Origin of the sequence: Streptomyces sp. VTCC 41912 (genome assembly GCF_045799175.1) — a bacterium.
Classification (GTDB): domain Bacteria; phylum Actinomycetota; class Actinomycetes; order Streptomycetales; family Streptomycetaceae; genus Streptomyces; species Streptomyces albulus_C.
Genome location: NZ_JBJMAB010000026.1, coordinates 83,558 through 107,278, shown reverse-complemented (window position 1 = coordinate 107,278; position 23,721 = coordinate 83,558). Strand labels below are relative to the sequence as shown.

The window sequence follows — 23,721 nt, the reverse complement described above, 5'->3', positions numbered from 1 at the left end:
CGGGCTCGACCAGCGTGACACGAACCGGCATTCGTCGCATTTCGATCACAATCGGACACTCTCCGTGGCCGACCGCAGGTCGGAGCGGTCCCGCCCGCCCCCGCTACCCGTTCAGCCGGGCCTTCTCGTCCGCCTCGCCGCCGGCGCCGACCAGCCCGGGCCGGAACCCGTCGAGCCGGTCCCCGAACCGCCGCATCTCGCGCTGCCCCACCGTCCCGATGAGCGACGGCAGATGGCCCCGCACCGACTGCATCCCGCGCAGCCACCACTGCCCGTAGACGTGCGCGGAACGGCGCTCGATGCCGGCCACGAGGCGGTCCACGGCCGGGCCCAGCGGATAGGTCTTGTTGGACGGCCAGGGCAGTCGCGCGCGCAACTCCCGCATCAGGTCCTCCCGGTCGGCGCCGCGCACCATGTCGGTGTCGGTCCAGCTCAGGTACCCGACGCCGACCCGGACGCCCTTGTAGCCGACCTCCGCGCGCAGGCTGTGCGCGAACGCCTCCACGCCCGACTTGGAGGCGCAGTACGCGCTCATCATCGGCGCCGGCGTGAGCGCGGCGAGCGAGGCGATCTGGAGGAAGTAGCCGCGGGACTCCATCAGCAGCGGCAGGAACGCCCGGGCGGTGACCGCGCCGCCGATCAGGTTGACCTCGATGACCCGCCGCCAGGCCACCGGATCGGAGTGCACGAACGGGCCGCCGGTCGCCACCCCGGCGTTGGCGACCACCACATCGACCTTGCCGAAGCGGACCTTGACCTGCTCGGCGACCTCGGCCATCGCCTCGTGGTCGGTGACGTCGGCGTGCCAGTGGTGGGCCGGGCCGTGCAACGAGGCGGCGACCTCGCGCAGTTCGTCCGGCTCCAGACCGACCAGTGCCAGGGTCGCGCCGCGCGCCGACAGCTTGCGCGCCAGCAGTGCCCCGACCCCGCGCGCCGCGCCGGTGACGACCACGACCTGCCCGTCGAGCTTGCTTCCGTTCACGCCGTCTTCTCCTTCTTCTGCCGGGCCGGACGCCCGCCCCGGGGGGCCGGGGCGGTGGCCAGATGGTCGCGGACGAGGTCCCGCAGACACCCGGCGACCGCGTCCGGGTCCTCGATCGGGGTCATGTGCCCGAGGCCGGGCAGTTCGGTCAGCCCCGCGCACCGCGGGAGGACGGAGGCCAGGCGCCGGGCGTGCACGACGGGGGTGAGCCGGTCCGCGGTGCCCACGAGGACCGCGGTCGGCACCTCCAACCGGCTCACGCCGCGGGTGAGTTGCAGCTCGTACAGCATGTGTCCCCAACGGGCGCGGACGCCCGACGGGCAGGCGTGCACGATCCGCGCGCACGCCTCGATCTGCTCGGCGCTCGCCCCGGCGCCCATCGTGGCGTACCGCAGGGCCCACTTGGCGGGCGGCGAGACCGGGCCGAGCGGGGCGCGGGAGCCCAGCAGCAGTCGGTGCGCGTGGCGGCGGCCACCTGGGGTGGGCAGCGGGAACACCCGGGCCTCGGACGCCAGGTCGGCGCTGCCGGTGCTGCACAGCAGGGCCGCCGCGGCGCGGGCGCGCAGCTCCGGCCGTTCGGCGGCCGCCATGATCGTCATGCCGCCCATGGAGTGCCCGCCGATGACGGCCCGCTCCCCGGGTGCGAGGGTCTGCTCCAGGACGGCGACCAGGTCGTCGGCGAGCGCGCGGGTGCTGTGGCCGGCGGGCGGGCCGGCCGGGCTGCGCCCGTGCCCCCGCTGGTCGTAGGCCACCACCTGGTGGGTGTCGGCCAGGTCCCGGACGACCGGCGCCCAGAAGGCGGTCGAGCAGGTCCAGCCGTGCGACAGGACCACCGTCGGGGCGCCCTCGGGCCCGTGGACCTCGGCGTACAGCCGGGACCCGTCGGCGGAGGTGACGTCCAGCGTCCTGCGGGGCACCGGCGGGGCGTAGCGGCCCTGGGTGAGGTGCGCGGGCTGCCTCATGCCGCCACCTCCTCGGTGGCCGCCCGGCCGGTGCCGGTCCGGGCCGGTGCGTCGTCCGGTTCCGTGCGGGGTGGCCGGATCACCTCGTACTCGGCGAGGTCCACCTGCCGGGTCTCGCGGCGGAACTCCGCGGTGGTGCCGGGCCAGGCGGTGGTGTTGCGCCCGTTGGCGTCCAGGTACCAGCTGTCGCAGCCGCCGGTGTTCCAGACCGTGCGGGTCATCCGCTGCTGGACGGTGCGGGTCCATGCGTCCACCGCGGACCGGCGGGCGTCCAGGGCGATCCGGTCGCCGAGCACGTCGAGTTGGCGCATGTAGTCGACGAGGTAGTTCAGCTGCGCCTCGATCATCAGGATCATCGAGCTGTTCCCCAGGCCGGTGTTGGGCCCGATGATGGTGAGGAAGTTGGGGAAGCCGGTCGCGCTGGTGCCGCGCAGGCCCTCCATGCCGTCCTTCCACTCCTCCGCCAGGGTGGTGCCCCGGGCGCCGGTGACCCGCTTCGCGATCGGCATGTCGGTGACGTGGAAGCCGGTCCCGAAGACGATCGCGTCCGCCTCGACCTCGCTGCCGTCCGCCGCGACGAGGACGTTGCCCCGGATCTCGCGCAGCCCGGACGACACCACGTCCACGTTGGGCCGGGTCAGCGCCGGGTACCAGGTGTTGGACAGCAGGATCCGCTTGCAGCCGATGCGGTAGTCGGGGGTCAGCCGGGCCTGGAGCGCCGGGTCCTTGACCGCCCGGCGCATGTGGGCCTTGGCGAGGGTCTCGACCAGCCCCAGCTCGTTGGGCCGCTTGGTGAAGGCGCTGACCTGCAACTCGCGGATGGTCCACAGCAGTTGGCGGCGCATCTGCCGGGTGGCCGGCACCTTGGTGTGCAGCCACCGCTCGACCCCGCTGATCCGCCGGTCGGCCCGCGGGATCACCCACGGCGGGGTCCGCTGGAACACCGTCAGCCGCCCCACCTCGGGCTGGATCGCCGGCACGATCTGGATCGCCGAGGCCCCGGTGCCGATCATCGCGACCCGCTTGCCGCGCAGGTCGTAGTCGTGGTCCCAGCGCGCCGAGTGGAAGACCTTGCCGGGGAAGTCCGCCAGCCCGGGGACGTCGGGGATCTGCGGGTCGGCGAGCGGACCGGCCGCCGACACCACCACGTCGGCGGTGAACGACCCTTGCGCGGTCTCGACCTCCCACCACACCTTCTCGCCGTTCCAGGTCAGTTGGCGCACCTCGGCGTTGAAGCGGAGGTGCGGCCGCAGCCCGAACGTGTCCGCCACCCGCTCCAGGTACGCCCGGATGTGGCGCTGGCCGCTGAAGTTGCGCGGCCACGCCGGGTTGGGTGCGAACGAGAACGAGTACAGGTGCGAGGGCACGTCGCAGGCGCACCCCGGATAGGTGTTGTCCCGCCAGGCGCCGCCCACCGAGTCCGCCCGTTCCAGAACCACGAAGTCGGTGATCCCGGCCCGCCGCAGCCGTACGGCGGCGCCCAGGCCGCCGAACCCCGATCCGATCACCGCCACCCGCACGTGCCGCTGCCCGTCGTCGGCCATGCCGCCACCTCTCGCATCGACGCTCCACCGTCCCCCAATCGCGCCAGCAATCACTGGCACGATTGGCACGGTTGGAGCGTAAGGCAGTCCCGTACTGAGCGGTAGGGGTTCGGCGGCAGGAAGTTACCTCCGGTCACCTCACAGCCCCGGCGGACCCGTCCCGCATAGGCTGACCCCGTGGCAGACCAGGCGGCAGCGCAGACCCCCAGCAACGCGGGCCCCCGCGACGACGCGGCGGACGGCCCGCCCGCGACACCCGAAGACCCCGCGAAGGAACGCGAGTTCCGGATGGCGGACCTCGCCAGGGAAGCCGGCATCACCGTCCGCACCCTGCGCTTCTACCGCGAGCGCAAGCTCATCCCGGCGCCCCGCCGCGAAGGCCGGATCGCCTGGTACAACGAGCACCACCTCGCCCGCCTGCGCACCATCGCCGCCCTCCTGGAGCGCGGCCACACCCTCGGCGGGATCGCCGAACTCCTCACCGCCTTCGAGACCGGCCGCGACGTCGGCGAACTCCTCGGCCTGCCCAGCCCGCTGCTGACCCCCTGGTCCGAGGAGACCCCGGTCCGCCTCACCCCCGAGGAGCTGGCCGACCACTTCAGCGGCGAGGTCACCCCGGAGAACCTCACCGCCTCCCTGGCCCTGGGCTATCTGGCCGTGGACGGCGACGAGTTCGTGCACATCAGCCGGCGCCTGCTGGACGTCTCCACCAGCCTCATCGCCCAGGGCGTCCCGCTGGCCGCGGTGCTGGAGGCCGGCGGCCGGGTCCGCGCGCACGCCGACGCCCTCGCCGACATCTTCACCACCCTCATCCGCACCCACCTGGTCCCCACGCTCCAGGACCTGCCCCGCGCCACCGAGAGCGTCGAGAACCTCCGCCCGCTCGCCAAGGGCGTCGTCGACGCCGAACTCTCCATGGCCATGGACCGCCGCATCCGCACGGAGCTGGAGACCCTGCTGACCGGCGGGACGCCCGCTCCGCGCTCCCCCGGCGCCCAGGAGGCCGCGCACGAACAGCCGGCCCCCCGGGAGGACTGAACCCCCGGAAGGCCGGCTCCGCGAACGGCGCGGGTGGGACTACGCCCCGTACGCCACCGTCACCGGCGCATGGTCGCTCCACCGCTGGTCGTAACTGTCCGCCCGCTCCACGTACGCCTTGACCGCGCGGGCCGCCAGCCCGGGCGTGGACACGTGGTAGTCGATGCGCCACCCCGCGTCGTTGTCGAAGGCACGCCCGCGGTAGGACCACCACGAGTACGGCCCCTCGCCCTCCGGGTGCAGGGCCCGGACGACGTCCACGTAGCCGCCCTGCTCCGCGTCCAGCACGGCGGACAGCCAGGACCGCTCCTCCGGCAGGAAGCCGGACTTCTTCTGGTTGGCCTTCCAGTTCTTCAGGTCGGCCTCCTGGTGGGCGATGTTCCAGTCGCCGCAGACGAGGACCTCGCGGCCGGCCGCCGCCGCCCGCTCCCGCAGCCCGACCAGGTACGGCAGGAACTCCGCCATGAAGCGTTCCTTCTCGTCCTGCCGCTCGGTGCCGACCTCGCCGGAGGGCAGGTACAGGCTGGCCACCGTCACGCCCGGCAGGTCGACCTCCACATACCGGCCGCTGTCGTCGAACTCCGCCGACCCGAAGCCCACCTGCACCCGCTCCGGCTCCCGCCGCGTGTAGAGCGAGACGCCGGCCCGGCCCTTGGCGGCGGCCGGCGCGTGCACCACGTGCCAACCCGCCGGCTCCCGCACCTCCGCCGGCAGCTGGGCCGTCTCGGCCCGCACCTCCTGGAGGCACAGCACATCGGCGTCGGTCCCGGCCAGCCACGGCACGAAGCCCTTCTTGGCCGCGGCCCGCAGCCCGTTCACGTTCACAGAGGTCACGGTCAGCATCCCGGCACCCTACCCGGCGCCGCACCGGCCGCGTCCGACCCGTCCACCGCGACCGACCGCCGGCCGCCACGCCTCCCGGCGGCGACGTCAAAGCCGCCAGGAATCCGCCGGGCGCTCCAGCCACGCCCGCGCGCCGCCGGCCCCGACGGTCAGCCCGAAGCGGTCGTGCGCGGGCCGGCCGCGCGCCGTCCACCACCGGTAGGCGGCCTCCGCCTCGTCCCAGAGCCGACGGTCCCCGTGCTGCCAGACCCGCGCGGCCCGGCCCTCCCGGAACTGCACGCAGGCCCACGACCGGTCCCCCAGCCCGTACAGCCAGACCGGCCGCGCACCGTCCCGCTTCTCCCCGGCGACCTGGAGGCAGCGCGGCACCCGCAGCCCCAGGACGAAGCGCAGGGCGTCGAACGGCCCCACGACGAACGCGTCCTCCGCGACGGACGTGGCGCTCTCGTCACCGTCGGCCACGCTCCCGCGCACGTAGTCCCGGTGGACGACCGGCGGCAGGCGTTGCGCCCGGAGCTTCATGAACTCCACGGGCCCGGTGAACCGACCGGACGCGCTCCGCCCGTCGTCGCTCACGACCAGCCGGGCCACCGCGTCCCCATTGCCGAAGTGGGTGCCCCAGGGGACCACGATGACCCCGCCCGGCCGGCACTGCGCCAGCCACGCGTACGGGACGGCCCGCAGGCCGCAGGTCGCGACGACGCGGTCGTAGGGCGCGCCCGCCGGGTGCCCCTCGAAGCCGTCCCCGTGCACGACCTCGACCGGGCTGCCGAACCGCCCCAGCGCCGCCCGCGCGGCGGTGGCGACCGCCCCGTCGACCTCCACCGTGACCACGTTCTCCGGCCCGACGCGGTGCGCCAGCAGACCCGCGTTCCAGCCGGTGCCGGTCCCGATCTCCAGGACGCGGTGGCCGGGGCGCACATCGAGGTCCCGGAGCATGCGGAACACCACCGACGGCATCGACGCCGAGCTGGTGGAGACCGCTCCGGGCGCGGTGCCGGTGTGGTCGCCGTCGTCCCACTGCGTCACGATCGGGCAGTCGGCGTCCGCGTGGGCGTACCAGGCTTCCGGGTCGTCCGTCCGGGAGACGGGCACGCTCGCGCCGACCCGCATGTCCCACGGCCACATGAGGTCGGGCAGGAACGCGGCGCGGGGCACGGCGGCGTAGGCGGGAGCCCAGTCGGAGGAGAGGGCGCCGGCCGCCATGAGGGCACGCCCCAGCCCGGTCCGGCTGGGGCGCTCCTGGTGTGCGTCGGTCATCTTCAGTCGGCCTTGGGCGGGTTGGGGACGCCGGGGCCGCCGTCGGGCGTCGGCGGCTGGTGGGGGCCGGGGTACGGCTCGCCGGGAAGCTTGTCGCCACCGTCGGCGCTGCGCGTCATGGACACGGGTCCTTCCTTCCGTCGTGCGTCGGGGGTCTTCGGGGGCGGGGAGTGGACGACGAGCGTCACGCCGTGTTCGTCGCACCGGTACACCGCGGGGGCCCAGATCGTCATGTCGTGCCGGCCGGCCGGGCAACGCACCGGCACGTCGTCACCCACCGGGTCCGACCGCGGCGCGGCACCCCGCTGAGCTGCGAGCAGGCGCCCTAGGAGGCGCTGCACGGCCTGCCGCTCCCGTCGGTCCGCCTGCCCGCGTTCGGCCCCAACGCCCGCCTGGTCCGCTCCGCGTTGCGCGCGCTCAGGTCGTCCGGCCGCCCGTCACCCGCCCGCGCCGCCCGCACGATCCGCGCCAACCGGGCGGTCTGACTGGGCGTGAGCAACGGCGGAACCACCCGGGACACCATGACGCCCCCGTCCTCCGTCACGGACACCGTGCTGGGCGGGGCATCGATCCCCACCTCCTTCAACGCGGCATCGAGCCTCGTTCCTTCCTCAGCGCACGCCGAATAGGGCGTACGAACAGGACTGGCCATCAAGCCCTCCTTGCTCTCCGTAGCGGTGTCGCTACTGGGGAGGTTCAGAGTGGACCGCGCCTGGGCAACCTTCAACCTGTTGGAAGGGAACGAAGGGTCGGTGAACTGTTCTTGAATCGTCGTGAGTTGAACCCGGAAGCATCGCCGCAGGCCGCCTACGGAGCGCGCTTACGCAGCCTGCGAGAATCACGCGGCTGGACCCAAGATGACCTGGCCGACCGCACGGAGTATTCCAGCGTGCACATTTCGGCGGTCGAAACTGCCCGGAAGCCTCCGACTCTTCGGTTCTCGCGTAGCGCAGACGTGGCGTTCGGCCTGACCGGCACGGCGGACGCCTTCGAGAGCGAGTACCGCGAGATCAAACACGGCGGCTTACTGGAGGGCTTCCCGGAGTACAAGGCCGCCGAGGCGAAGGCGGCAGAGATCCGCCTGTATGAAGTAGGCGTAATCCCGGGCCTGTTGCAGACGCCCGAGTACGCGTCGACCCTCGCCGCGAGCGCGGTCAAGCGTGGCGCGATCACGTCTGAGCAGGCTGACGAACGCGTGTCGACCGTTGTCGAACGTCAAGCTGCGTTGGATCGGGCACGCCTACCCCTGATCTTCGCCGTCCTGGACGAGAGTTGCATCCGACGCCCCGTCGGCTGCCGTGAGGTCATGCAAGCTCAGTTTGAACGCCTTTTGGAGTTCGCGGAGTTGCCGAACAGCGTGTTTCAGATCGCGCCCTACAGCATGGGAGAGCACCGCCCGTTCGACTTGCCGTTGTACGTACTGACGCTGCCAGACCGTTCGCTCGTGTCCTACGCCGAGTCCGCGCAACGGGGACACCTTGAGCGGGAAAGCCCCTCCGTCCTGCCTCTCTTGGCGGCATACCATCAGCTACAAGCCGAAGCCCTCTCTCAGGCGGCGTCTGTGGCCATGGTTCATGAGTTACGAAAGGGCACCCCGTGACAACCCACTCCCCCCGCTGGATCGCGTCCTCCTACAGCAACAACGGCGGCGCCTGCATCGAATGGGCTCCGGAGCACGCCCGGCACACCGGTGAAATCCTGGTCCGGGACAGCAAGACCCCCACCGGGCCGCACCTGACCCTCTCCGTCGGCGTATGGGCGGAACTGGTCGACTTCGCCAAGTCCCAGGGCTGACCACGACCACTCCCCCAAGCGGCATCCGTGGCCTTGATCGATCAGCTTCGAAAGGGTTCCCCGTGACGACCGAATCCCCCCGCTGGTTCACGTCCTCCTACAGCGGCAACGGCGGCCAGTGCATCGAGGTCGCCACCAACCTCGCCGCCACCCGCGGCACGGTCCCCGTTCGCGACTCCAAGGACCCGGGCGGCCCGCACCTGCACCTCACCCCCCAGGCGTTCGCCGGCCTCGTCGCGCTGGCGAAGCGGACGCACGTCTGAGGGCAGAGAACACGACGACGCCCCCGCCCGGAATCCCCTCTCCCGGCGGGGGCGCCTCACGTTTCCGCAGGTCAGGAGGGGCGCTACCGCGCCTCCTCGGCCGCCCCGCCCACCCGTCCGATCCGCCGCTTCCGCCCCGCCCGTCGCTTCCGTACGCTTCGTGGAATGGAGATACGCCCCGTCCGCTATGACCACCCCGACGCGCTCCGGCTCGACGAAGAGGTCCAGCAGGAGTACGTCCGGCGGTACGGCGGCGACGGGGACGTGACCCCGCTGGCGCCGGAGATGTTCCTGCCGCCGCACGGCCTGTACCTGATCGCCTACGAGGACGGCCGGCCGCTGGCCACCGGCGGCTGGCGGGTCCAGGACGACACCGCCTCCGGGTACGCCACCGGCGACGCGGAGATCAAGCGGATGTTCGTGGTGCCGACGGCCCGCGGCCGCGGTCTGGCCCGGCGGATCCTGGCCGCGCTCGAAGCCGACGCCCGGGCCGCGGGCCGCACCCGGATGGTGCTGGAGACCGGCATCGAGCAGCCCGAGGCGCTCGCCCTGTACGCGTCCAGCGGCTACGCGCTCGTAGAGAAGTTCGGCTACTTCCGGACGTACGAATCGAGCCGCTGCATGGCGAAACCGCTGGTCGGGGACGCTTAGCCGCACCGCCCGGGGCGCCGCCGGCCGCCACCGGGCTCCTTGCGCTTTGACATGCACCCTGCCGTCTCTCCATACTCATTCCACTAATTAACTAGCTAAAGGGGGGATCCACCATGCACGACCCGAGCCCCTGGGCGATCGAGGCCGAGGACCTGGGGAAGCAGTACCGCCGACGGTGGGCGCTGCGGGAGTGCTCCTTCCGGCTCCCGGCCGGGCGCGTCTGCGCCATGGTCGGCCCCAACGGCGCCGGCAAGAGCACCTTCCTGAACATCGCGGCCCGCCTGGTCGAGCCGTCCGCCGGCACCCTGCGGATGTGCGGCGTCCCGGTCAGCAGCCCCGCCGTCCTCAAGCGCGTCGCCTACCTCGCGCAGAACAAGCCGCTCTACCCGCGCTTCACGGTCGCCGAGACGCTGCGCCTCGGCCGCGAGCTGAACCCGCGCTGGGACCAGGCGGTGGCCGAACGCATCGTCCGCTCCGGCAACGTGCCGCTCGACGCCCGGGTGGGCACCCTCTCCGGCGGCCAGCGCACCCGCGTCGCCTTCGCCGTCGCCTTCGGCAAGCGCCCCGAACTGCTGCTCCTCGACGAGCCGATGTCCGACCTGGACCCGCTGGCCCGCGACGAGTTGTCCGGGCTCCTGATGGCCGAGGTCGCCGAGCACGGCACCACCGTCCTGATGTCCTCTCACATGCTGGCCGAGGTCGAGGAGATGTGTGACTACCTCCTCGTGATGGCCGGCGGACGGCTGCGGATGGCCGGCCCGACCGAGGCCCTGGTGCCGGCCCACATGCTGGTGACCGGACGGGCCGTCGACGACCGGGTGCCCGCGGAGCTGACCGAGCGGCACACGATCGTCGAATCCCGTGTCAGCGGACGGCAGTTCAGCGCCCTGATCCGCCCCGAGGGGCCGCTGCCCACCCACTCCGGGGCCCCCGGAGACACGCCTTGGGACGCCATGCCGCCCAGCCTGGAGGAGATCCTGCTGGCCTGCATGCGCTCCCCGGACGCACCCGCCCTGATCATGGACGAGGCCCTGAAGGAGACCGCGGCATGAGCACCGCCACCACCACCCCCGAGGCGGGCACGGTCGCCGGCACCGCCTCCGGCCCGCTGCGCGGCACCGTCTGGCTGGTCTGGCGCCGGCACCGCGCCGCGCTGCTCACCGGCATCCTCGTCACCCTCGCCGCCTGTGCGCTCTTCTCGTACCAGCGGATCGGCCTGATGGAGTACCTCGGCACCAAGACCGCCGGCCTCGGCTCCTCAGGGGACGACTTCCGCATCCGCTTCGGCGGGACGTTCGAGGCCGACATCCAGTTCCTGGAGGCCGTGCCGCTGATCGTCGCCGCCTTCCTCGGTGCCCCGCTGATCTCCTCCGAGTTGGAGCGCGGCACCCTCCAACTGGTCACCACCCAGTCCGTGAGCCGCGGCCGCTGGCTCGCCAGCACGCTCGCCGTGCCCCTGGCGCTCGTGGCGGCCTGCACGCTCCTGCTGTCACTGGTCTTCCGGTGGCTCTGGTTGCCCGGCCACGAGCTGATCGTCAGCGGCGACTGGCTCAACAGCGGCCCGTTCGACGCCACCGGGCCCGTGCTGGTCGCCAAGACCCTGTTCGTCACCGCCTGCGGCATCGCCCTCGGCAAGCTCATCAAGCGGATGATCCCGGCGATGGTGGCCACCGCGTTCACCGTGGTGGTGGTGGACGTGATCTGGAGCGACAAGGTGCGGCCGAAGCTCGGCACGCTGCACAACCTCACCTACCCGATCAACGGCGAGAGCCCCGGCGTGCCCCGCGGCGCGATCCAGATGGACGACTGGGTGGCCACCGCCGACGGCCGGCTCTTCGGCTTCAGCACCTGCGTCGGCGACGCCAAGCCCGAGGCCTGCCGAGCCTCCAAGGGCATCGTCAACCACGTCACCCAGTACTACAACTTCGACCAGATGCCGGGGATGCAGTGGCTCGGCGCGGGCATCCTGCTGGCGCTGACCGCCCTGGTGCTGGCGTTCGTGGTGTGGCGGGCGACCCGGCGGCCCCTCTGAAACGGGACCGGCCGCACCGCGGGGGGCGCTTTGACACCCGCCGCGGACGGCCCGATCATCAAGCGGTCGGCCGGCCCGGTCCCCACGGACCAACCGGCCGCACCCGCCGCACCGAAACGAGCACAGAGGCAGAGAGGTGGTGAGCGCCGTCGAATTCCGGATCGACCGCCGCAGCGGCGTCGCCACCTACCTCCAGATCGTCCAGCAGGTCCAGCAGGCGCTGCGGCTGGGCATCCTGGTCGAGGGCGACCGGCTGCCCACGGCCGCGCAGGTCGCCGCCTCGACCAAGGTCAACCCGAACACCACGCTCAAGGCGTACCGCGAGCTGGAGCGCGAGGGCCTGGTCGAGCCGCGGCCCGGGCTCGGCACGTTCGTCAGCCGCACCCTGGCCCGCCCCGACTCCGCGGCCGACGCCGTGCTGCGCGAGGAACTGCGCGCCTGGATGGAGCGCGCCCGGGCCGAGGGCCTGGACCGCGAGGACGTCCGGGCCCTGCTGAACTCCGTCCTGGAGGACCGCTTCCCGGACGCGTGAGCCGGCGGGCCGGACGGGCCGCGCGCGGGCGGACGGTGCGGGGGGGGCGGGCGTCCGCGGCCGGCCGCCCCGGCTCACCGCCCGCCAGCGGCCCCGCCCGCTCCGGTCTCCCCGGCCCCGTCGTCCCCCTCCGGGCACAGCGCCCCCCGCAGGTCGACGGTGGCCTGCGCACCGCCCGCGGACGGGTTGGCGAAGCGCAGCCCGGCGCCCAGCACCCGGGCCTGACCAGCGGCGATGGTCAGCCCGAGGCCCAGCCCCGGACCGCCCCGGCCGCCGCTCGTGCGGAACCGCTGCGGACCGTGCGCCAACAGCGCCTCCGGGAAGCCCGGCCCGGCGTCCCGCACCCGTATCAGCCCGCCGTCGACCTCGACCGTCACCGGCTCCGCGCCGTGCCGCCGGGCATTGCTGATCAGGTTGACCAGGATCCGCTCGACCCGCCGCGGATCGGTCTCCACCAGCCCGTCGGCCAACACCCGCACCCGGACCGCCCCGTCCACGGCCCCCGGACCGGCCGCCGCCCGGTCCGGCTCCGAAGCGCCCCGCCCCGCCGTGCCACCGCCGGCCCCGGCCCCCTGGCCACCGGCCTGGCCGGACGCCGAGACCGCCCGCCGCACCAGCTCCCCCAGCGGACGCACCTCCCGGTCCGCCTCCTCCGTGCGGGCGTCCAACCGGGCCACCTCCAACACGTCCTCCATCAGCCCGCGCACCCGCGCCGCCCGCTCCTGCACCATCTCGGCGGGCCGCGACGGCGGCAGCAGCCCGGCCGCGGTGACCAGGCCGGCGACCGGGGTCCGCAGTTCATGGGCGATGTTCGCGGTGACGTCGCGCTCCGCCCGCAACCGGCCCGCCAACGCCTCCGCCATGGTGTTCACCGCCGCGGTGAGCTGCGCGATCTCGTCGTTCCCGGTGCGCGGCAACCGGGCGCCCAGATCGCCCTCCGCGATCCGCTGGGCGGTCGCCGCCGAGGCCGTCAGCCGCCGCCCGAGCCGGTGCGCGACCAGCAGCCCGACCACGCAGCCCAGCCCCGTACCGGCCGCCCCGGCCACCCACAGCATCCGGTCCAGCGCCCGGACGGTCTGCTGCTCCCGGTCGTAGGGACGCTTGAGCGCGACGATGTCCGGCCCCAGCTTCGTCGCCGCCCACAGGTACGGCGTACGGCCGCCCAGCTCCAGGTAGACGCCCCGCCGACCGCCCTCCACCAGGGCCCGCAGCGGGCCCGGCAGGTCCTTGGGGTTGATCAGTCCCCGCCCGGTGTCGATGCCGGCGGCCCGGTCCTGGACGGTGGTCTGCAACCGGCTGTCGAGGGTGTGCCCGGACAGGTCGAGCTGGGCGTTGACGGTGCGGTGGTGGACGAGCACCCCGACGAGCACCGCCACCACCGCCGCGGTGGCGGAGATCGCGATACCGATCTTGGCGCGCAGCCCCATCCGTTCCCTTCTCCGTTCCGTTCGTCCCCCGGTCCCGTCCCCGGCGCGAGCACACCGCCCGCCACCCGGCCCCGGGCCCGACGTCGGACCGTCCGAACTATTCGACGTCGGGCAGGTGCAGGCTCACCCGCCCCAGCTCGGCGGCCTTCGCGCCGTGCACCTCGGGTGCGACCACCCCGGCGCTGGCGTAGTACGCGAACCCCAGCTGTCTCTGTAGTCCGCTCAAGGTGACCGTCACCTCGTACGGCGTGCGCACGCACTGCGGCGCGCACCAGTCCCCGACCAGCCCGCCGACGGCCACCGCGGTCGGCCCGCCCCACGACTTCCAGCGCAGCCCGGTCAGCCGCGCGGTGTCGCCCAGCGGGAGCGCGTCCGGCCGCTGCAACGGCTGCCCGGCCTCCCCCGCCGCGTAGACCGGGCCGCTGCGCGCCGGGGCGGACGGCGCCACCGGCGGCCCCTCGTCCCGCAGCAGCGGAGACGGCCCGCCGCACCCCGTGAGCACCGCGCCGAGCAGCCCCGCGAGCAGCGCGGCGAGCAGCACGGCGCCGACGGCCCAGGCGGCTCGGGCGGTGGGGATTGCTGGTCTCACGGAATCCTCGGGCAGCGGCGGACGGGCGGACGGACTGCGCACCACGTGCACGCTGTGCACACAAGCTCGTACAGGATGCGCACACACGAGCGAATAGCTGTTTCCCGACAAATGTAACGGCGGTCCCGCCGATCCGACGCCCCCCTCTCACATACCGACACCGCCCCCGCCCCCTCCCCTTGACCCTCACGTCACGTCAGGCCACACCCTTGACCCACGCCGCGTGCAGCGCCACCCCCGTCGCACCACCCCACCCACCAGCGAAAGGCACCCCATGGGATACCCGGTAGGCCAGGTCTCCGCCTTCGCCGGGGTCACCGTCCGCACCCTGCACCACTACGACCGGACCGGCCTGCTGCGCCCCGGCGACCGCAGCCCCGCCGGCTACCGCCTCTACAGCGACGCCGACCTCGCCCGGCTCCAACAGATCCTCTTCTACCGGGAGCTCGGCTTCCCCCTCGACGAGATCGCCACGATCCTCGCCGACCCCCAGGCCAACGCCCTCACCCAGCTCCGCGCCAGGCACCGCCGGCTCACCGAGGAGATCCACCGGCTGACGCGCCTGGTCGAGGTCGCCGAGCAGGCCATGGAGGTGCAGCAGACCGGCGTCCGACTGACCCCGCAGGAACGCTTCGAGGTCTTCGGCGAGATCGCCTTCGACCTGACCTACGCCACCGACGCCGACCGCAAGTGGCACGACAGCGACGGCTACCGCCGCTCGATGGCCCGGGCCGCCACCCACACCAAGGACGACTGGACGCAGCTCATGGCCGAGGCCACCGCCTGGCGGGCCCGGCTGACCGCCGCCTTCGACGCCGGCGAACCGGCCGACGGCGAACGCGCCATGGACCTCGCCGAGGAACACCGCCGCCACCTCACCCGCTGGTTCACCCCCTGCCCCACCGACATGCACGGCCGGATCGCCGACGACTTCGCCGCCGACCCCCGCGCCTTCGCCCTGCTCGTCCCACCCACCGAACAGCGCCCGGGCCTCGCCCCGTACCTGCGCACCGCCGTCCACGCCAACGCGGTCCGCCAGTCGCCCCCGGCCCCCGACGCCGACCCCACGACCGGCCCCGCCCCCACCCGCCCCGAGGCCGCCCCATGAACATCCTGCTCACCGCCGCCGGCTCGCACGGCGACGTCGCCCCGTACACCGGCCTCGGCACCCGCCTCCAGGCCGCCGGCCACCAGGTCACCCTCGCCACCCACGACAGCCACGCCCCCCTGGTCCGCGCCGCCGGCCTGGGCTTCCGCAGCCTGCCCGGCGACCCCGGCGCCACCCCGGCCCACGGCGCCGACCGCGACGGTCCGGGCACCCCCACCACCCGCCGCGCCCTGATGCGCCGCGCCGCCACCTTCGTCGCACACCTCGGCACCGGCCTGGCCGACGCCGTCACCCCGGACACCGAACTGCTGCTGCTGTCCACCACCACGGCCCCACTCGGCTGGCACGTCGCCGAGGCCCTGGACATCCCGACCGTCGGCGCCTACCTCGTCCCCACCGCGCCGACCCGCGCCTTCTCCCCCGTCCTCAGCGGCGGCCGCCGGCTCGGCGGCTGGGGCAACCGCGCCGCCGGCCGCCTCTCGCTACGCGTCGTGGACCGCCTCCACACCGACGCCGCCCGTGCCCTGCGCACCCGCCTGGGCCTGCCGCCCGCCACCCCCGGCACGGTCCGCCGCCGCACCGAGACCGCCAACTGGCCCGTCCTGCACGGCTTCAGTGAACTCCTCGTCCCCCGCCCCACGGACTGGCGCCCCGGCCTCGACATCACCGGCTACTGGTGGCCCCACCTCGCACCGGACGCCCAGCTCCCGCCCGCCGTCGAGGACTTCCTCGCCGCCGGCCCGCCCCCGGTCTCCATCGGCTTCGGCAGCATGACCGCCACCGACACCGAACGCCTGAGCTGCGTCGCGGTCCGCGCCCTGCGCCGCGCCGGCCTGCGCGGTCTCCTGCTGTCGGGCAACGCGGGCCTGACCGCCGCCGACTCCCCCGCCGACGACGTCCTCACGGTCCCCACCCCGGTCCCGCACGCCCTGCTCTTCCCCCGCGTCGCCGCCGCCGTCCACCACTGCGGCGCCGGCACCTCCGCCGCCGCGCTCCGCGCCGGCATCCCGTCCGTCCCCGTCCCGTTCACCGCCGACCAACCCTTCTGGGCCGCCCGCCTGGCCGCCCTGGGCGCCGCCACCGCCGCCCTCCCCGTCACCGCCCTCACCCGGGCCGCCTCCCCCGACGACGCCGTCACCCGACTCGCCGCCGCCCTCACCGAGGCCACCACCGCCCCGAACCTCCGCACCCGCGCCCGCGCCGCCGCCCACCACCTCACCACCGAGGACGGCCCCACCACCGCCCTCAACGCCCTCACCCGCCTCGCCCCCTGACCCACACCCCGTCACCCACGCCCCACCCCACACGAAAGCCCCCACCGGACATCCCCGGTGGGGGCTTCACTGTGCAGTGCGGTGGACCTGGGGGAATTCGCCCCCTGGCCCCCTCGCGGCGAACCATCGGCACGAGGATCGCCGGGCGCACCCCGCAGGCGTTACGAGGCGGGCCCCTTGCCCTCCTCGAAGAGGAAGGTCTCGTCTTCCCCGAAGTCCGGGGCCTGGAAGGGGTTCGTCGTCGGGGGCGGTGCTGCCGCAGCGGAACAACGAGGTTGGCCTTCCGGGGCTGAGAACAGCGACGTCAACTCGATGAGAGATCTCCCTTGCGCTCCAGGTCCCGAAGAACCTCAGCATTCCTACAACTTGGTCATCTTGGCGTACGGGCTCAAGATCCGCATTTGCGTCGAGCCGAAATCCACGAGGGCCGCAACTCCCTCCTCGACGCCGACCACCCGGCCGAGGCCGTACATGTCGTGTGTGACCTGGTCGCCCGTGGCGAAGTCCTTCGGGGCCGGCGCGACCGGGGCCTTGAAGGGACTGGTGGGCAAATGGCGCTTCGGTGCAGCAGGCTTTGTCATTGCGCACAGTATGCGCCTACCTGAGCCCCGGCGGCTGCGGTTGTCCACGCCCGATGACGGGCACCGCCCCCGACGGCACCACCAGCGCCACCCGCGATTTCAAATGATCATGACCTTGGCCTGCGGGTTCACGGCCCCGACTGGATGTCGATCAGCCCCTCCACCGCCCCACGTGATCCACCCCGTTCACCCTGGAGCCTGGCAAGTCGACCCACCCAGGGGCCCGACGCCGAGCATCGCCCCGCACCTCCCCCGACCCCCCGTACGGGCCGAAGCGAAGACGAGGACTCCCCCGCGGCTCCCCCCTCACCAGACCTCGCCGCACCTCCACGCAAAAGCCCCCACCGGCTTCCCGGTGGGGGCTTCACTGTGCAGTGGGCCGTTCACGGGTGGGGTCCACCTGCACGAACGCGGACGTCCGCAGAGACCTTCCCAACGCCGCACAGCCAATTTCCCAAATCAATGCAGAATGCATCCAAATTCGACCGCACTCAAGATCTTCAGCCACGTATCGAGCACAGGTACGCCGGAGGAGCCGAGAGCGAGGGAGGCGACCATGGCGACCACGAGGGCCGGCTTGGCGAAGATGCTAGGGCCAGTCACACCGAGGACGACGAGCTCGGCAAGACCTGCTGACGAGTGGGTCCGACCCGCAACGATCCGACGCCCTCGACCACTCCCCTTTCCGCGAACTAGAAGATTGCCCCTGGCCTGCCATGCCCTCGCCAATCAGATCACCCTTCCGCCCGAACCGACTGGCTATATAACTAGCCGATTGTGAGGCTTGCGGCGTGCCTCATCTGCCAGCCTCACGGTTCCGCCGTATCGCCAAGGTCATCGCGATCGACGCGACCCATCGGATCGCTTTGCTTCCGCATCTGGCCGACAACCGGGCGTGGCGGTTGCCTCAGCACTCGGCGCGGCTGAACGAGCCCTACGCGGACACCGTGGTCCGGCTCTGCCGTGATCTGCTCTCGCCGTACCCCACGAGGCTAGGCACGGTCACCGGCCGCCGCTGGGCCCCGGCGCCCGAGGGCCCGGCCCGGGAAGCGGAGGTGCGGTTCTACATCGTCCGGGTCGACACGGAGCCGGACGACGAAGGTCCGGGAGGGCGCATCCTCTGGGCGCCCCGAGCCGTCCTGGGGCTCTGGCTGGGATGTCCGGAAGTCGAGAGTGTGAGCGTCCTAGTCGACGGATATCTCAACGGCTGGCTACCGGATGGGCCGATCACACTCCGCTGACCGAGCTCGTCACAGTGGACGCAGCCGGTTGTCGGGGGCCGCCGCGCCCGGATCACTCGGAGCTCACACGAGCCGGGCAATATCCGCTTCGACGACGTCACCTTCACCTACCCCGGTACGCCCGACGGCGAGCCGGCACTCAAGAACGTCAGCGTCACGATCCCCACCGGGAAGATCATCGCGCTCGTGGGCAACAACGGCAGCGGCAAGTCCACCTTGGCGAAGCTCCTCTGCGGCCTCTACCTCCCCGACGCCGGCCAGATCCGCTGGGATGACGTCGACGCCGCGGAGGCTGACCGCGCCGACCTCTTCGCCCGCATCGCAGTCGTCGCCCAGGACTTCTATCGCTGTCCTTCATCGCCCGCATCAACGTCGCCATCGGACGCCCCGACGCCCCGCACGGCGAGGACCTCCTGCATAGGGCGGCCGAGAACGCCGGCGCCGATGAAACCATGGAGTCCCTCCCGCGGGGATGGGACACCCTGCTTGCACGGGGATACAAGGGCGGTCACCAGATCTCCGGCGGACAATGGCAGCGCATCGGAATTGCGCGAGCTCGCCACAGAGACGCGCAGATTCTGGTGGTCGACGAGCCGACCAGCGCGCTCGACGCGGAAGCTGAACAGCGAGTTTGCGACCAGATCCGCAACCTCGCTGCTGAGGGGCAGACGGTCATCCTGATCACACACCGGCTGCATAGCGTTCGGCATGCTGATGAGGTCTATGCGCTGGAAGAGGGGCGCGTCGCCGAGCACAGGACTTTTCATGAGCTTGTGAGGGCGCAGAATGGTGAGGCGGGACTCGTCCGTCGTATGTACCGAGTTCAGTCCGAGCAGTATCGCCTCGATGCCCCCACGCTGCCAACGCAAAATGGCTTCCCCCAGCCGTCGTGAGCCTGGCCCAGGAGCCGCGCTAATGGCCCAGATCGGGGAGTTCCGCTGGCTCGGTCGGTGGAGTGCGGTTCGCACCCCACCGACCGAGTTATGATCACTTGAAGGGCTCGCCCAGGTTTACCCGAGCTCGCGGCCTTGCCTTATCTCCCAAGGGCCGGTGGGTACTACCCGCACTTCACCGAAGTAGCGAAGCCATTCAGCGATGTTCTCTGCTGCGCGTCGCGCTGCTTCCTCTTCGCAGCTGTCAGCCTCAAGGATTGACCGCTGTAGGTCAGCAAGGTTGAGGGCGCCCGTGGTGGCCAGTTCGGCCACCTCGGGGAGCTCGTACAGCCGGGAGCACACAACCTTCGCGAAACCAGTCTCGTCGAGGCCAGGGGGAATATTCAGATAGGCAAGATCACGAACTACCCCGGCAAGGATCTCGCCGGGGTAGTCGTACTTCTGTCCCCTGTACACGGGGAAGAGCCGGACAGGCATGCGCGTCTCGAGACGCCAGCGCCCCGCCGGTGACTCTGTCTCGTCTACGACGACCACCAAGCTCGGACGATCCTCATCTGCAGCCAGGAGGTTGGCCTGTTCGCGAAGTTGCCTTGCCATCGTCGCATCGGCAGGGGTAGCCGTCTGTTGGATCTGGCCGAGTACCGACTGCACTTCCGGATGCTCGACGGAGACCTCGACAAGCAGCTCTAGGTTCTTCGGGATTCGCCGCCCGGTTGCACGACCTGTCAAGTTGGCAGAGCCCACAAGGCAACGCTCGTCAGCGACATACAACTTCGCGTGCAAATCATGGCAGAGCATGATTTGCACGCGATCGTCATGCTCCGCGATCTCGGCGATCTCTGGGTCCGACACACCTGCGGCGATTTCCATGACTGCCCAGCGGGTTACGCACAACAGCTCGACGTCCCGATCACCGAGGGCGGCAATTGCCGCGGCGAACACTTCCTTCTTTATGAAGGGAGCGACCAGAACGACGCGTTCGTGAGCGGATATGAGCAGCTCATGGAGCTGATTCCAGATGTGGTCCTGCCTCACTCGTCGTCCTCTTCGTCGACGGTGAGGAAGTCCTTCGATACTCGCCCCCAGTCCTGACGGTAATCCTTGATCCGCTCCGCCATCTTCGAGCCGGACTCGAACTCGAAACGCGCCCATGAAAAGAGGAGGAGCTTGAAGGCGTTCGATGCTCGTTGCAATCGATCAACGAGCTCGCTCTGACCAGCCTCTTCAACACCCTCATCGAGGACCGCCACGAGGTCTTCGTAGACGGGGTGGTCCATGTTCAGGGCGACTTGGAGCACACCGGGAATGAACTCGACGTTGAAGAACGCGGGGGAGTCGGGGTTGCGGCTCGTCACAAGCTGAACGGTCTTGTGATTGGTGATCCGTTCCTCGATCAGACGCTCTGCATCGGACGGCGAGAACTTGTGGCGCTCAATCAAGCTCTTGCGCTGCTCGTTTGCGCTCTCCTCCGCCGTCGTCTCGCTGTCAGCTGCGTCGGCGGGAGCCGGGCGGTTCGCGCGACGCCGCTGGACTGCCTCGTCGGCCTGCTTCTCGGCCGGCGCGTGGCGACTTCGGCTTTGCCGTGTTCCTCGCCTCTGCTCGGCGAGGTCCTTCCGCAAACGCGTGATGAGCTCGTCGCGGACATAGTGAACGATCTCAAGCAGCGGAACCCGCGGGTCGCCTTCTTCGGCAAGTCTCTCGTTGAACTCAATCCGCGTGGCTCCCTCCGCCTCCTCCTTCCAGTCGAAATGGGACAGTTGGGAGAAGAGCGTTGCCGCCTGCTTGTTATTGGTGACGCCGAACACCTCGTCGAGCTCCGGCGGGAAATCGATCTCGATACCCCACCAGCGTTCCACCGGGTCGTATGTGCTGACCCACCCCTTGTCGAGGTCAAGCTCCCTGTCAGCCCTGATCAGCGAGACGCCAAGATTTCGCGCAGCGTGCTTACCCCAGGGCGTGTGCCCAGGGTCGAGGTTGGGAGAGATTCCCTCCGGCCACGGGGCACCATCGATGTCAGATCGCCGCGCCGCATCTGTGGCGATGGACGCCCGTACGGTGACGGGATAGCTTTCCCCATCGATTCCCTTCACCATGAACCGCTCAACGCCGATCTTGCCGACAGAACCTGCCCCGAAGGGCCGGAACATGGGCTTGTCGTTGAACGGGACAGGGGTAGAGGACCGCTCGGTCAAGTACAGCGGGTCGTTGGGCCGAGCGTCATCGGCACCGTCGAGCTCATCCCATCCCTGGACCGGAACGAGCCGGATGCGGCATTTCCCCTTGGCGATATACCTTCGGTAAATGCGCCCGATGAGCTCCTCGGTGTGGCGGAGTGTCGTGCGGGCACCCAGCCACTGCACACGGTCGAGGTTCGTCCAGACGACGAGGGTGCCCGAGGGGCCGAGACCTTGACTGAGGTTCTGCCATTCCTTGGGGAGGGCAAGGTGCTCGGGCTCGGGAACTTCGGCGTCGTTGCTGTCGATCCGCGAAAGGTCAAGGAACGTGTGCAGGGCGTTCTCCGGTCCGTTCTGCCAAGACCAGACGTCGACACGCTTACACTGCGACATACTGGAGTTGGGCAGTCCAACGCCGAACCGCCCTATCCCCTTGCGGTCCCTCCGGCTGCCCACGCCGAAGCGCAGGGAGCGTCGCAGAGTCTCGCGGTCCATTCCCTCACCGTTGTCCATGACGGCGATCTTTTCGATACGGAAGCGAGACCGAGCAGAGGGGCGCTCTGTACCTTCTACGGCAAAGAGCTCCACGACATCGGCCTCGGCTTCGATTCCGTTGTCGATGAGCTCGGCAATGGCATGAGCGGTGGACTTGTACCCGCTGTCACGCATCGCCTCGATCGTCATGTCAGAGCTGACGATCGGGTATTTCTCGTCGCCGTCGATCACTAGTTGCTCCATACGTCTTCCCAGTTGGTGAATGCCTCTGCCACGTCCCCGAACCCTGGGAGCTCGGGGTCAATCACGGTTACCACTTCGCACGTAGCCGTCCCGCCTGCCTTCGGCCCGCGAATGACCCTCCCCACCATCTGGCTGTACAACACCAGAGACGTCGTGGGGCGCGCGATCACGGCAGCACTGGCGGCCGGCGCGTCAAAACCGGTCGTCAGTACGCCGTAGTTTGAGAGCACCATCGGGCGATCGGAGTTCCCCTTGAAGCGTCCGATCACCTTCTCCCTGTGCCGCTTCGAAGACTCAGCCGTCACCTGATCCGCCTCGACGCCGAGCGCCGAGAGTGTCGCTACGAGCAGCCGGCTGTGCTCGACCGACCCCGCAAAGAGGAGAATCCGCCGGTGTTCCTTGATCAGTTCGAGGACTGTTTGAACGACTTGCAGGTTCCACTGCACGTTCATCGCCAGGCGCTCAAGTAGTTCTTTCGGGATGTCGAAGGCGTCAGCCAGTGCGTGGTGGTCGCTCGCGCTCAACTTCACGCCGGAACTTGCGGCGACTGTGCGGAATGTGGGTTTGGCCAGATATCCCTGCTCGATCAAGGCGCTGACCGGGTTGTCGTGGCCCTCGATCTCCAGCATGACCTTCTGTCGAGAGAAGAACTCCGATAGTTGCTCGTCCTCGCTGATGTTTGACCAAGAGCGCCCCGGCGTCGCGGTAAGTCCCAGCAAGCTCGAGTCACGGCGCAGGGTCAATGCGTCCGTGACTCTGCTGTATGTCGGTGCGATGGCCTGATGCGCTTCATCGAAGACGGTCAGCGTGGTCTTCAGCGCCAAGCGGTCCAAGAACTCCCTGTCCCTCTTCGCTGCCGCCACTGCTTTGTCGAGTCCTAGGATCACGATGCCGTCGGTGATCCCGTCTAGGTCCGTTGCGGAGTCTCCCCACATCCGGACGACGTGCACTTCCCTGCTTCCAAGGGACGCCCATGCCCGTTCGAACTCCGAGGCAGCCTGTTCCAGGAGCTCGTTGCCCCGCGCCAGCCAGACGACGAGAGCCGGCTCTCGTGACCGCAGGTGGTCACAGATCATGTTCATCGCCGTCCGGGTCTTTCCAACGCCGGTCGGTAGGTGAAGCACAACACGGCGCTCATGCCCGTAGAGAAGATCACGGGCGCGCGCGGCGGCACGGCGCTGATGAGAAAAGAGCCCATAATCAGGTTCTGCGATTCGCCGGGCGGCAGCCGGAGCCTTCGGCGCCCGCTCGACGATCAGGCCGAGGAACCCCAGAAGGGCCTGCCTCTGCTCTGCCCCCCACTCGCACTTTGCCATGAAGGCGGAAGGGCGACCGGACCGGTTCCACCCCAGCCTCCCCGCGAGCTCTGTCTTCTTCTCGTCGGGCAGCAGTGCAAGAAAGCGGTCCCGTTGGTCCGAGTCGGCGAGTAGCTCGTCTGGCGAGACCGCAGCCGTCGCAACCGAGCGGAGCATGGCCTCGTCAGTGGATCCTCCGTTCAAGAGGTCAAGCAGCGCGCAAGTGTCTTCCCCGAGTAGCCCCCGCACGTATGCAAGGGGCGCTGTGTCGAGAACGCGTGCGAACGCGATGCCGGGGGCGCTCATCCGGCCTTCACTCCCTCGCACATCTGACGAGACGTCCCCACGCCTCGTACGCTCTCACCACGCACTTCCCGGAGCCCTTCGCTGTGCAATGTTCCCTCGCTGTCGTCGTCCCATGCTGAGAGCACGAGCCATGCGATCAACAGTAGGGCCGACCACTGACAACGAGGGCCGGACGGAAGATTTGGCTCCCGTTC

The 23,721-nt window shown here is 70.8% G+C and carries 22 protein-coding genes and 1 pseudogene; 12 read left to right on the top strand and 11 right to left on the bottom strand.

Annotated features, from left to right (window positions below):
• Nucleotides 1-103 precede the first annotated feature (103 nt).
• From ACJ6WD_RS28950 to ACJ6WD_RS28940, 3 genes are read right to left on the bottom strand one after another with little or no spacing between them, the layout of a single operon-like run.
• A complete protein-coding gene (locus ACJ6WD_RS28950; RefSeq protein ID WP_233661635.1) occupies nt 104-982 on the bottom strand; it encodes an SDR family oxidoreductase in 879 nt (292 codons plus the stop codon).
• Nucleotides 979-1,944, bottom strand: coding sequence for an alpha/beta hydrolase (locus ACJ6WD_RS28945; RefSeq protein ID WP_331249932.1), 966 nt, complete (start codon nt 1,942-1,944; stop codon nt 979-981). The genes ACJ6WD_RS28950 and ACJ6WD_RS28945 overlap by 4 nt, the downstream gene beginning before the upstream one ends.
• Nucleotides 1,941-3,488 (bottom strand): NAD(P)/FAD-dependent oxidoreductase, encoded by a 1,548-nt coding sequence (locus tag ACJ6WD_RS28940; protein ID WP_331249931.1) that lies wholly within the window; start codon nt 3,486-3,488, stop codon nt 1,941-1,943. The genes ACJ6WD_RS28945 and ACJ6WD_RS28940 overlap by 4 nt, the downstream gene beginning before the upstream one ends.
• A 288-nt stretch (nt 3,489-3,776) precedes the next feature.
• Here ACJ6WD_RS28940 and ACJ6WD_RS28935 point away from each other — a divergent pair, with 288 nt between their 5' ends.
• Nucleotides 3,777-4,526 (top strand): MerR family transcriptional regulator, encoded by a 750-nt coding sequence (locus ACJ6WD_RS28935; RefSeq protein WP_233661641.1) that lies wholly within the window; start codon nt 3,777-3,779, stop codon nt 4,524-4,526.
• Nucleotides 4,527-4,565: 39 nt separating this feature from the next.
• On the opposite strand, the gene ACJ6WD_RS28930 is transcribed toward ACJ6WD_RS28935, so the two are convergent.
• Together ACJ6WD_RS28930 and ACJ6WD_RS28925 are read right to left on the bottom strand one after the other, a co-directional pair.
• Nucleotides 4,566-5,369, bottom strand: coding sequence for an exodeoxyribonuclease III (locus ACJ6WD_RS28930; protein WP_233661638.1), 804 nt, complete (start codon nt 5,367-5,369; stop codon nt 4,566-4,568).
• Nucleotides 5,370-5,456: 87 nt separating this feature from the next.
• Nucleotides 5,457-6,629 carry a methyltransferase domain-containing protein gene (locus ACJ6WD_RS28925; RefSeq protein ID WP_376442641.1) on the bottom strand — a complete coding sequence of 391 codons (1,173 nt, stop codon included), beginning with the start codon at nt 6,627-6,629 and terminating at the stop codon, nt 5,457-5,459.
• Between the two features lie 763 nt (nt 6,630-7,392).
• On the opposite strand from ACJ6WD_RS28925, the gene ACJ6WD_RS28920 reads away from it, so the two are divergent.
• The 7 genes from ACJ6WD_RS28920 to ACJ6WD_RS28890 all read left to right on the top strand — a co-directional run bounded on the left by ACJ6WD_RS28920 (nt 7,393) and on the right by ACJ6WD_RS28890 (nt 11,901).
• Entirely contained in the window at nt 7,393-8,229 is an 837-nt protein-coding gene (locus ACJ6WD_RS28920) for a helix-turn-helix domain-containing protein (RefSeq protein ID WP_407616826.1), read from the top strand.
• Nucleotides 8,226-8,423: a DUF397 domain-containing protein gene (locus ACJ6WD_RS28915; protein ID WP_407616825.1), complete on the top strand. Its 198-nt coding sequence runs from the start codon at nt 8,226-8,228 to the stop codon at nt 8,421-8,423. Before ACJ6WD_RS28920 ends, ACJ6WD_RS28915 begins: the two co-directional genes overlap by 4 nt.
• A gap of 62 nt (nt 8,424-8,485) precedes the next feature.
• Nucleotides 8,486-8,686 carry a DUF397 domain-containing protein gene (locus ACJ6WD_RS28910; protein WP_016570713.1) on the top strand — a complete coding sequence of 67 codons (201 nt, stop codon included), beginning with the start codon at nt 8,486-8,488 and terminating at the stop codon, nt 8,684-8,686.
• Between the two features lie 165 nt (nt 8,687-8,851).
• Nucleotides 8,852-9,337 (top strand): GNAT family N-acetyltransferase, encoded by a 486-nt coding sequence (locus ACJ6WD_RS28905; RefSeq protein ID WP_016570714.1) that lies wholly within the window; start codon nt 8,852-8,854, stop codon nt 9,335-9,337.
• Between the two features lie 113 nt (nt 9,338-9,450).
• Nucleotides 9,451-10,389: an ABC transporter ATP-binding protein gene (locus ACJ6WD_RS28900; RefSeq protein ID WP_376442647.1), complete on the top strand. Its 939-nt coding sequence runs from the start codon at nt 9,451-9,453 to the stop codon at nt 10,387-10,389.
• Nucleotides 10,386-11,369: an ABC transporter permease gene (locus tag ACJ6WD_RS28895; protein WP_407616824.1), complete on the top strand. Its 984-nt coding sequence runs from the start codon at nt 10,386-10,388 to the stop codon at nt 11,367-11,369. The genes ACJ6WD_RS28900 and ACJ6WD_RS28895 overlap by 4 nt, the downstream gene beginning before the upstream one ends.
• Before the next feature lie 136 nt (nt 11,370-11,505).
• Complete coding sequence (locus tag ACJ6WD_RS28890; protein WP_016570717.1) at nt 11,506-11,901, top strand: GntR family transcriptional regulator; 396 nt, start codon at nt 11,506-11,508, stop codon at nt 11,899-11,901.
• Nucleotides 11,902-11,975: 74 nt separating this feature from the next.
• Here ACJ6WD_RS28890 and ACJ6WD_RS28885 read toward each other — a convergent pair whose 3' ends face one another.
• Together ACJ6WD_RS28885 and ACJ6WD_RS28880 are read right to left on the bottom strand one after the other, a co-directional pair.
• Complete coding sequence (locus tag ACJ6WD_RS28885) at nt 11,976-13,328, bottom strand: ATP-binding protein (protein WP_233658688.1); 1,353 nt, start codon at nt 13,326-13,328, stop codon at nt 11,976-11,978.
• 97 nt (nt 13,329-13,425) lie between these two features.
• Nucleotides 13,426-13,917 (bottom strand): hypothetical protein, encoded by a 492-nt coding sequence (locus tag ACJ6WD_RS28880; protein ID WP_407616823.1) that lies wholly within the window; start codon nt 13,915-13,917, stop codon nt 13,426-13,428.
• A 274-nt stretch (nt 13,918-14,191) separates the two neighbouring features.
• Here ACJ6WD_RS28880 and ACJ6WD_RS28875 point away from each other — a divergent pair, with 274 nt between their 5' ends.
• Nucleotides 14,192-15,025 (top strand): MerR family transcriptional regulator, encoded by an 834-nt coding sequence (locus ACJ6WD_RS28875; protein WP_407616822.1) that lies wholly within the window; start codon nt 14,192-14,194, stop codon nt 15,023-15,025.
• Nucleotides 15,022-16,299 carry a glycosyltransferase gene (locus ACJ6WD_RS28870; RefSeq protein WP_407616821.1) on the top strand — a complete coding sequence of 426 codons (1,278 nt, stop codon included), beginning with the start codon at nt 15,022-15,024 and terminating at the stop codon, nt 16,297-16,299. Before ACJ6WD_RS28875 ends, ACJ6WD_RS28870 begins: the two co-directional genes overlap by 4 nt.
• Before the next feature lie 359 nt (nt 16,300-16,658).
• Here ACJ6WD_RS28870 and ACJ6WD_RS28865 read toward each other — a convergent pair whose 3' ends face one another.
• Complete coding sequence (locus tag ACJ6WD_RS28865; protein WP_037632354.1) at nt 16,659-16,880, bottom strand: hypothetical protein; 222 nt, start codon at nt 16,878-16,880, stop codon at nt 16,659-16,661.
• A 791-nt stretch (nt 16,881-17,671) separates the two neighbouring features.
• On the opposite strand from ACJ6WD_RS28865, the gene ACJ6WD_RS28860 reads away from it, so the two are divergent.
• Together ACJ6WD_RS28860 and ACJ6WD_RS28855 are read left to right on the top strand one after the other, a co-directional pair.
• Complete coding sequence (locus ACJ6WD_RS28860; protein ID WP_407616820.1) at nt 17,672-18,121, top strand: hypothetical protein; 450 nt, start codon at nt 17,672-17,674, stop codon at nt 18,119-18,121.
• 78 nt (nt 18,122-18,199) lie between these two features.
• Nucleotides 18,200-19,014: pseudogene (locus ACJ6WD_RS28855) on the top strand (ATP-binding cassette domain-containing protein); the annotation flags it as partial.
• A 117-nt stretch (nt 19,015-19,131) separates the two neighbouring features.
• Here ACJ6WD_RS28855 and ACJ6WD_RS28850 read toward each other — a convergent pair.
• From ACJ6WD_RS28850 to ACJ6WD_RS28840, 3 genes are read right to left on the bottom strand one after another with little or no spacing between them, the layout of a single operon-like run.
• Nucleotides 19,132-20,049: a phospholipase D family protein gene (locus tag ACJ6WD_RS28850; RefSeq protein ID WP_407616819.1), complete on the bottom strand. Its 918-nt coding sequence runs from the start codon at nt 20,047-20,049 to the stop codon at nt 19,132-19,134.
• Nucleotides 20,046-21,914, bottom strand: a complete 1,869-nt coding sequence (locus ACJ6WD_RS28845) for an ATP-binding protein (RefSeq protein ID WP_407616818.1) — start codon at nt 21,912-21,914, stop codon at nt 20,046-20,048. Before ACJ6WD_RS28845 ends, ACJ6WD_RS28850 begins: the two co-directional genes overlap by 4 nt.
• Nucleotides 21,914-23,527, bottom strand: a complete 1,614-nt coding sequence (locus tag ACJ6WD_RS28840; protein ID WP_407616817.1) for a DEAD/DEAH box helicase — start codon at nt 23,525-23,527, stop codon at nt 21,914-21,916. The genes ACJ6WD_RS28845 and ACJ6WD_RS28840 overlap by 1 nt, the downstream gene beginning before the upstream one ends.
• Between the last annotated feature and the right edge of the window lie 194 nt (nt 23,528-23,721).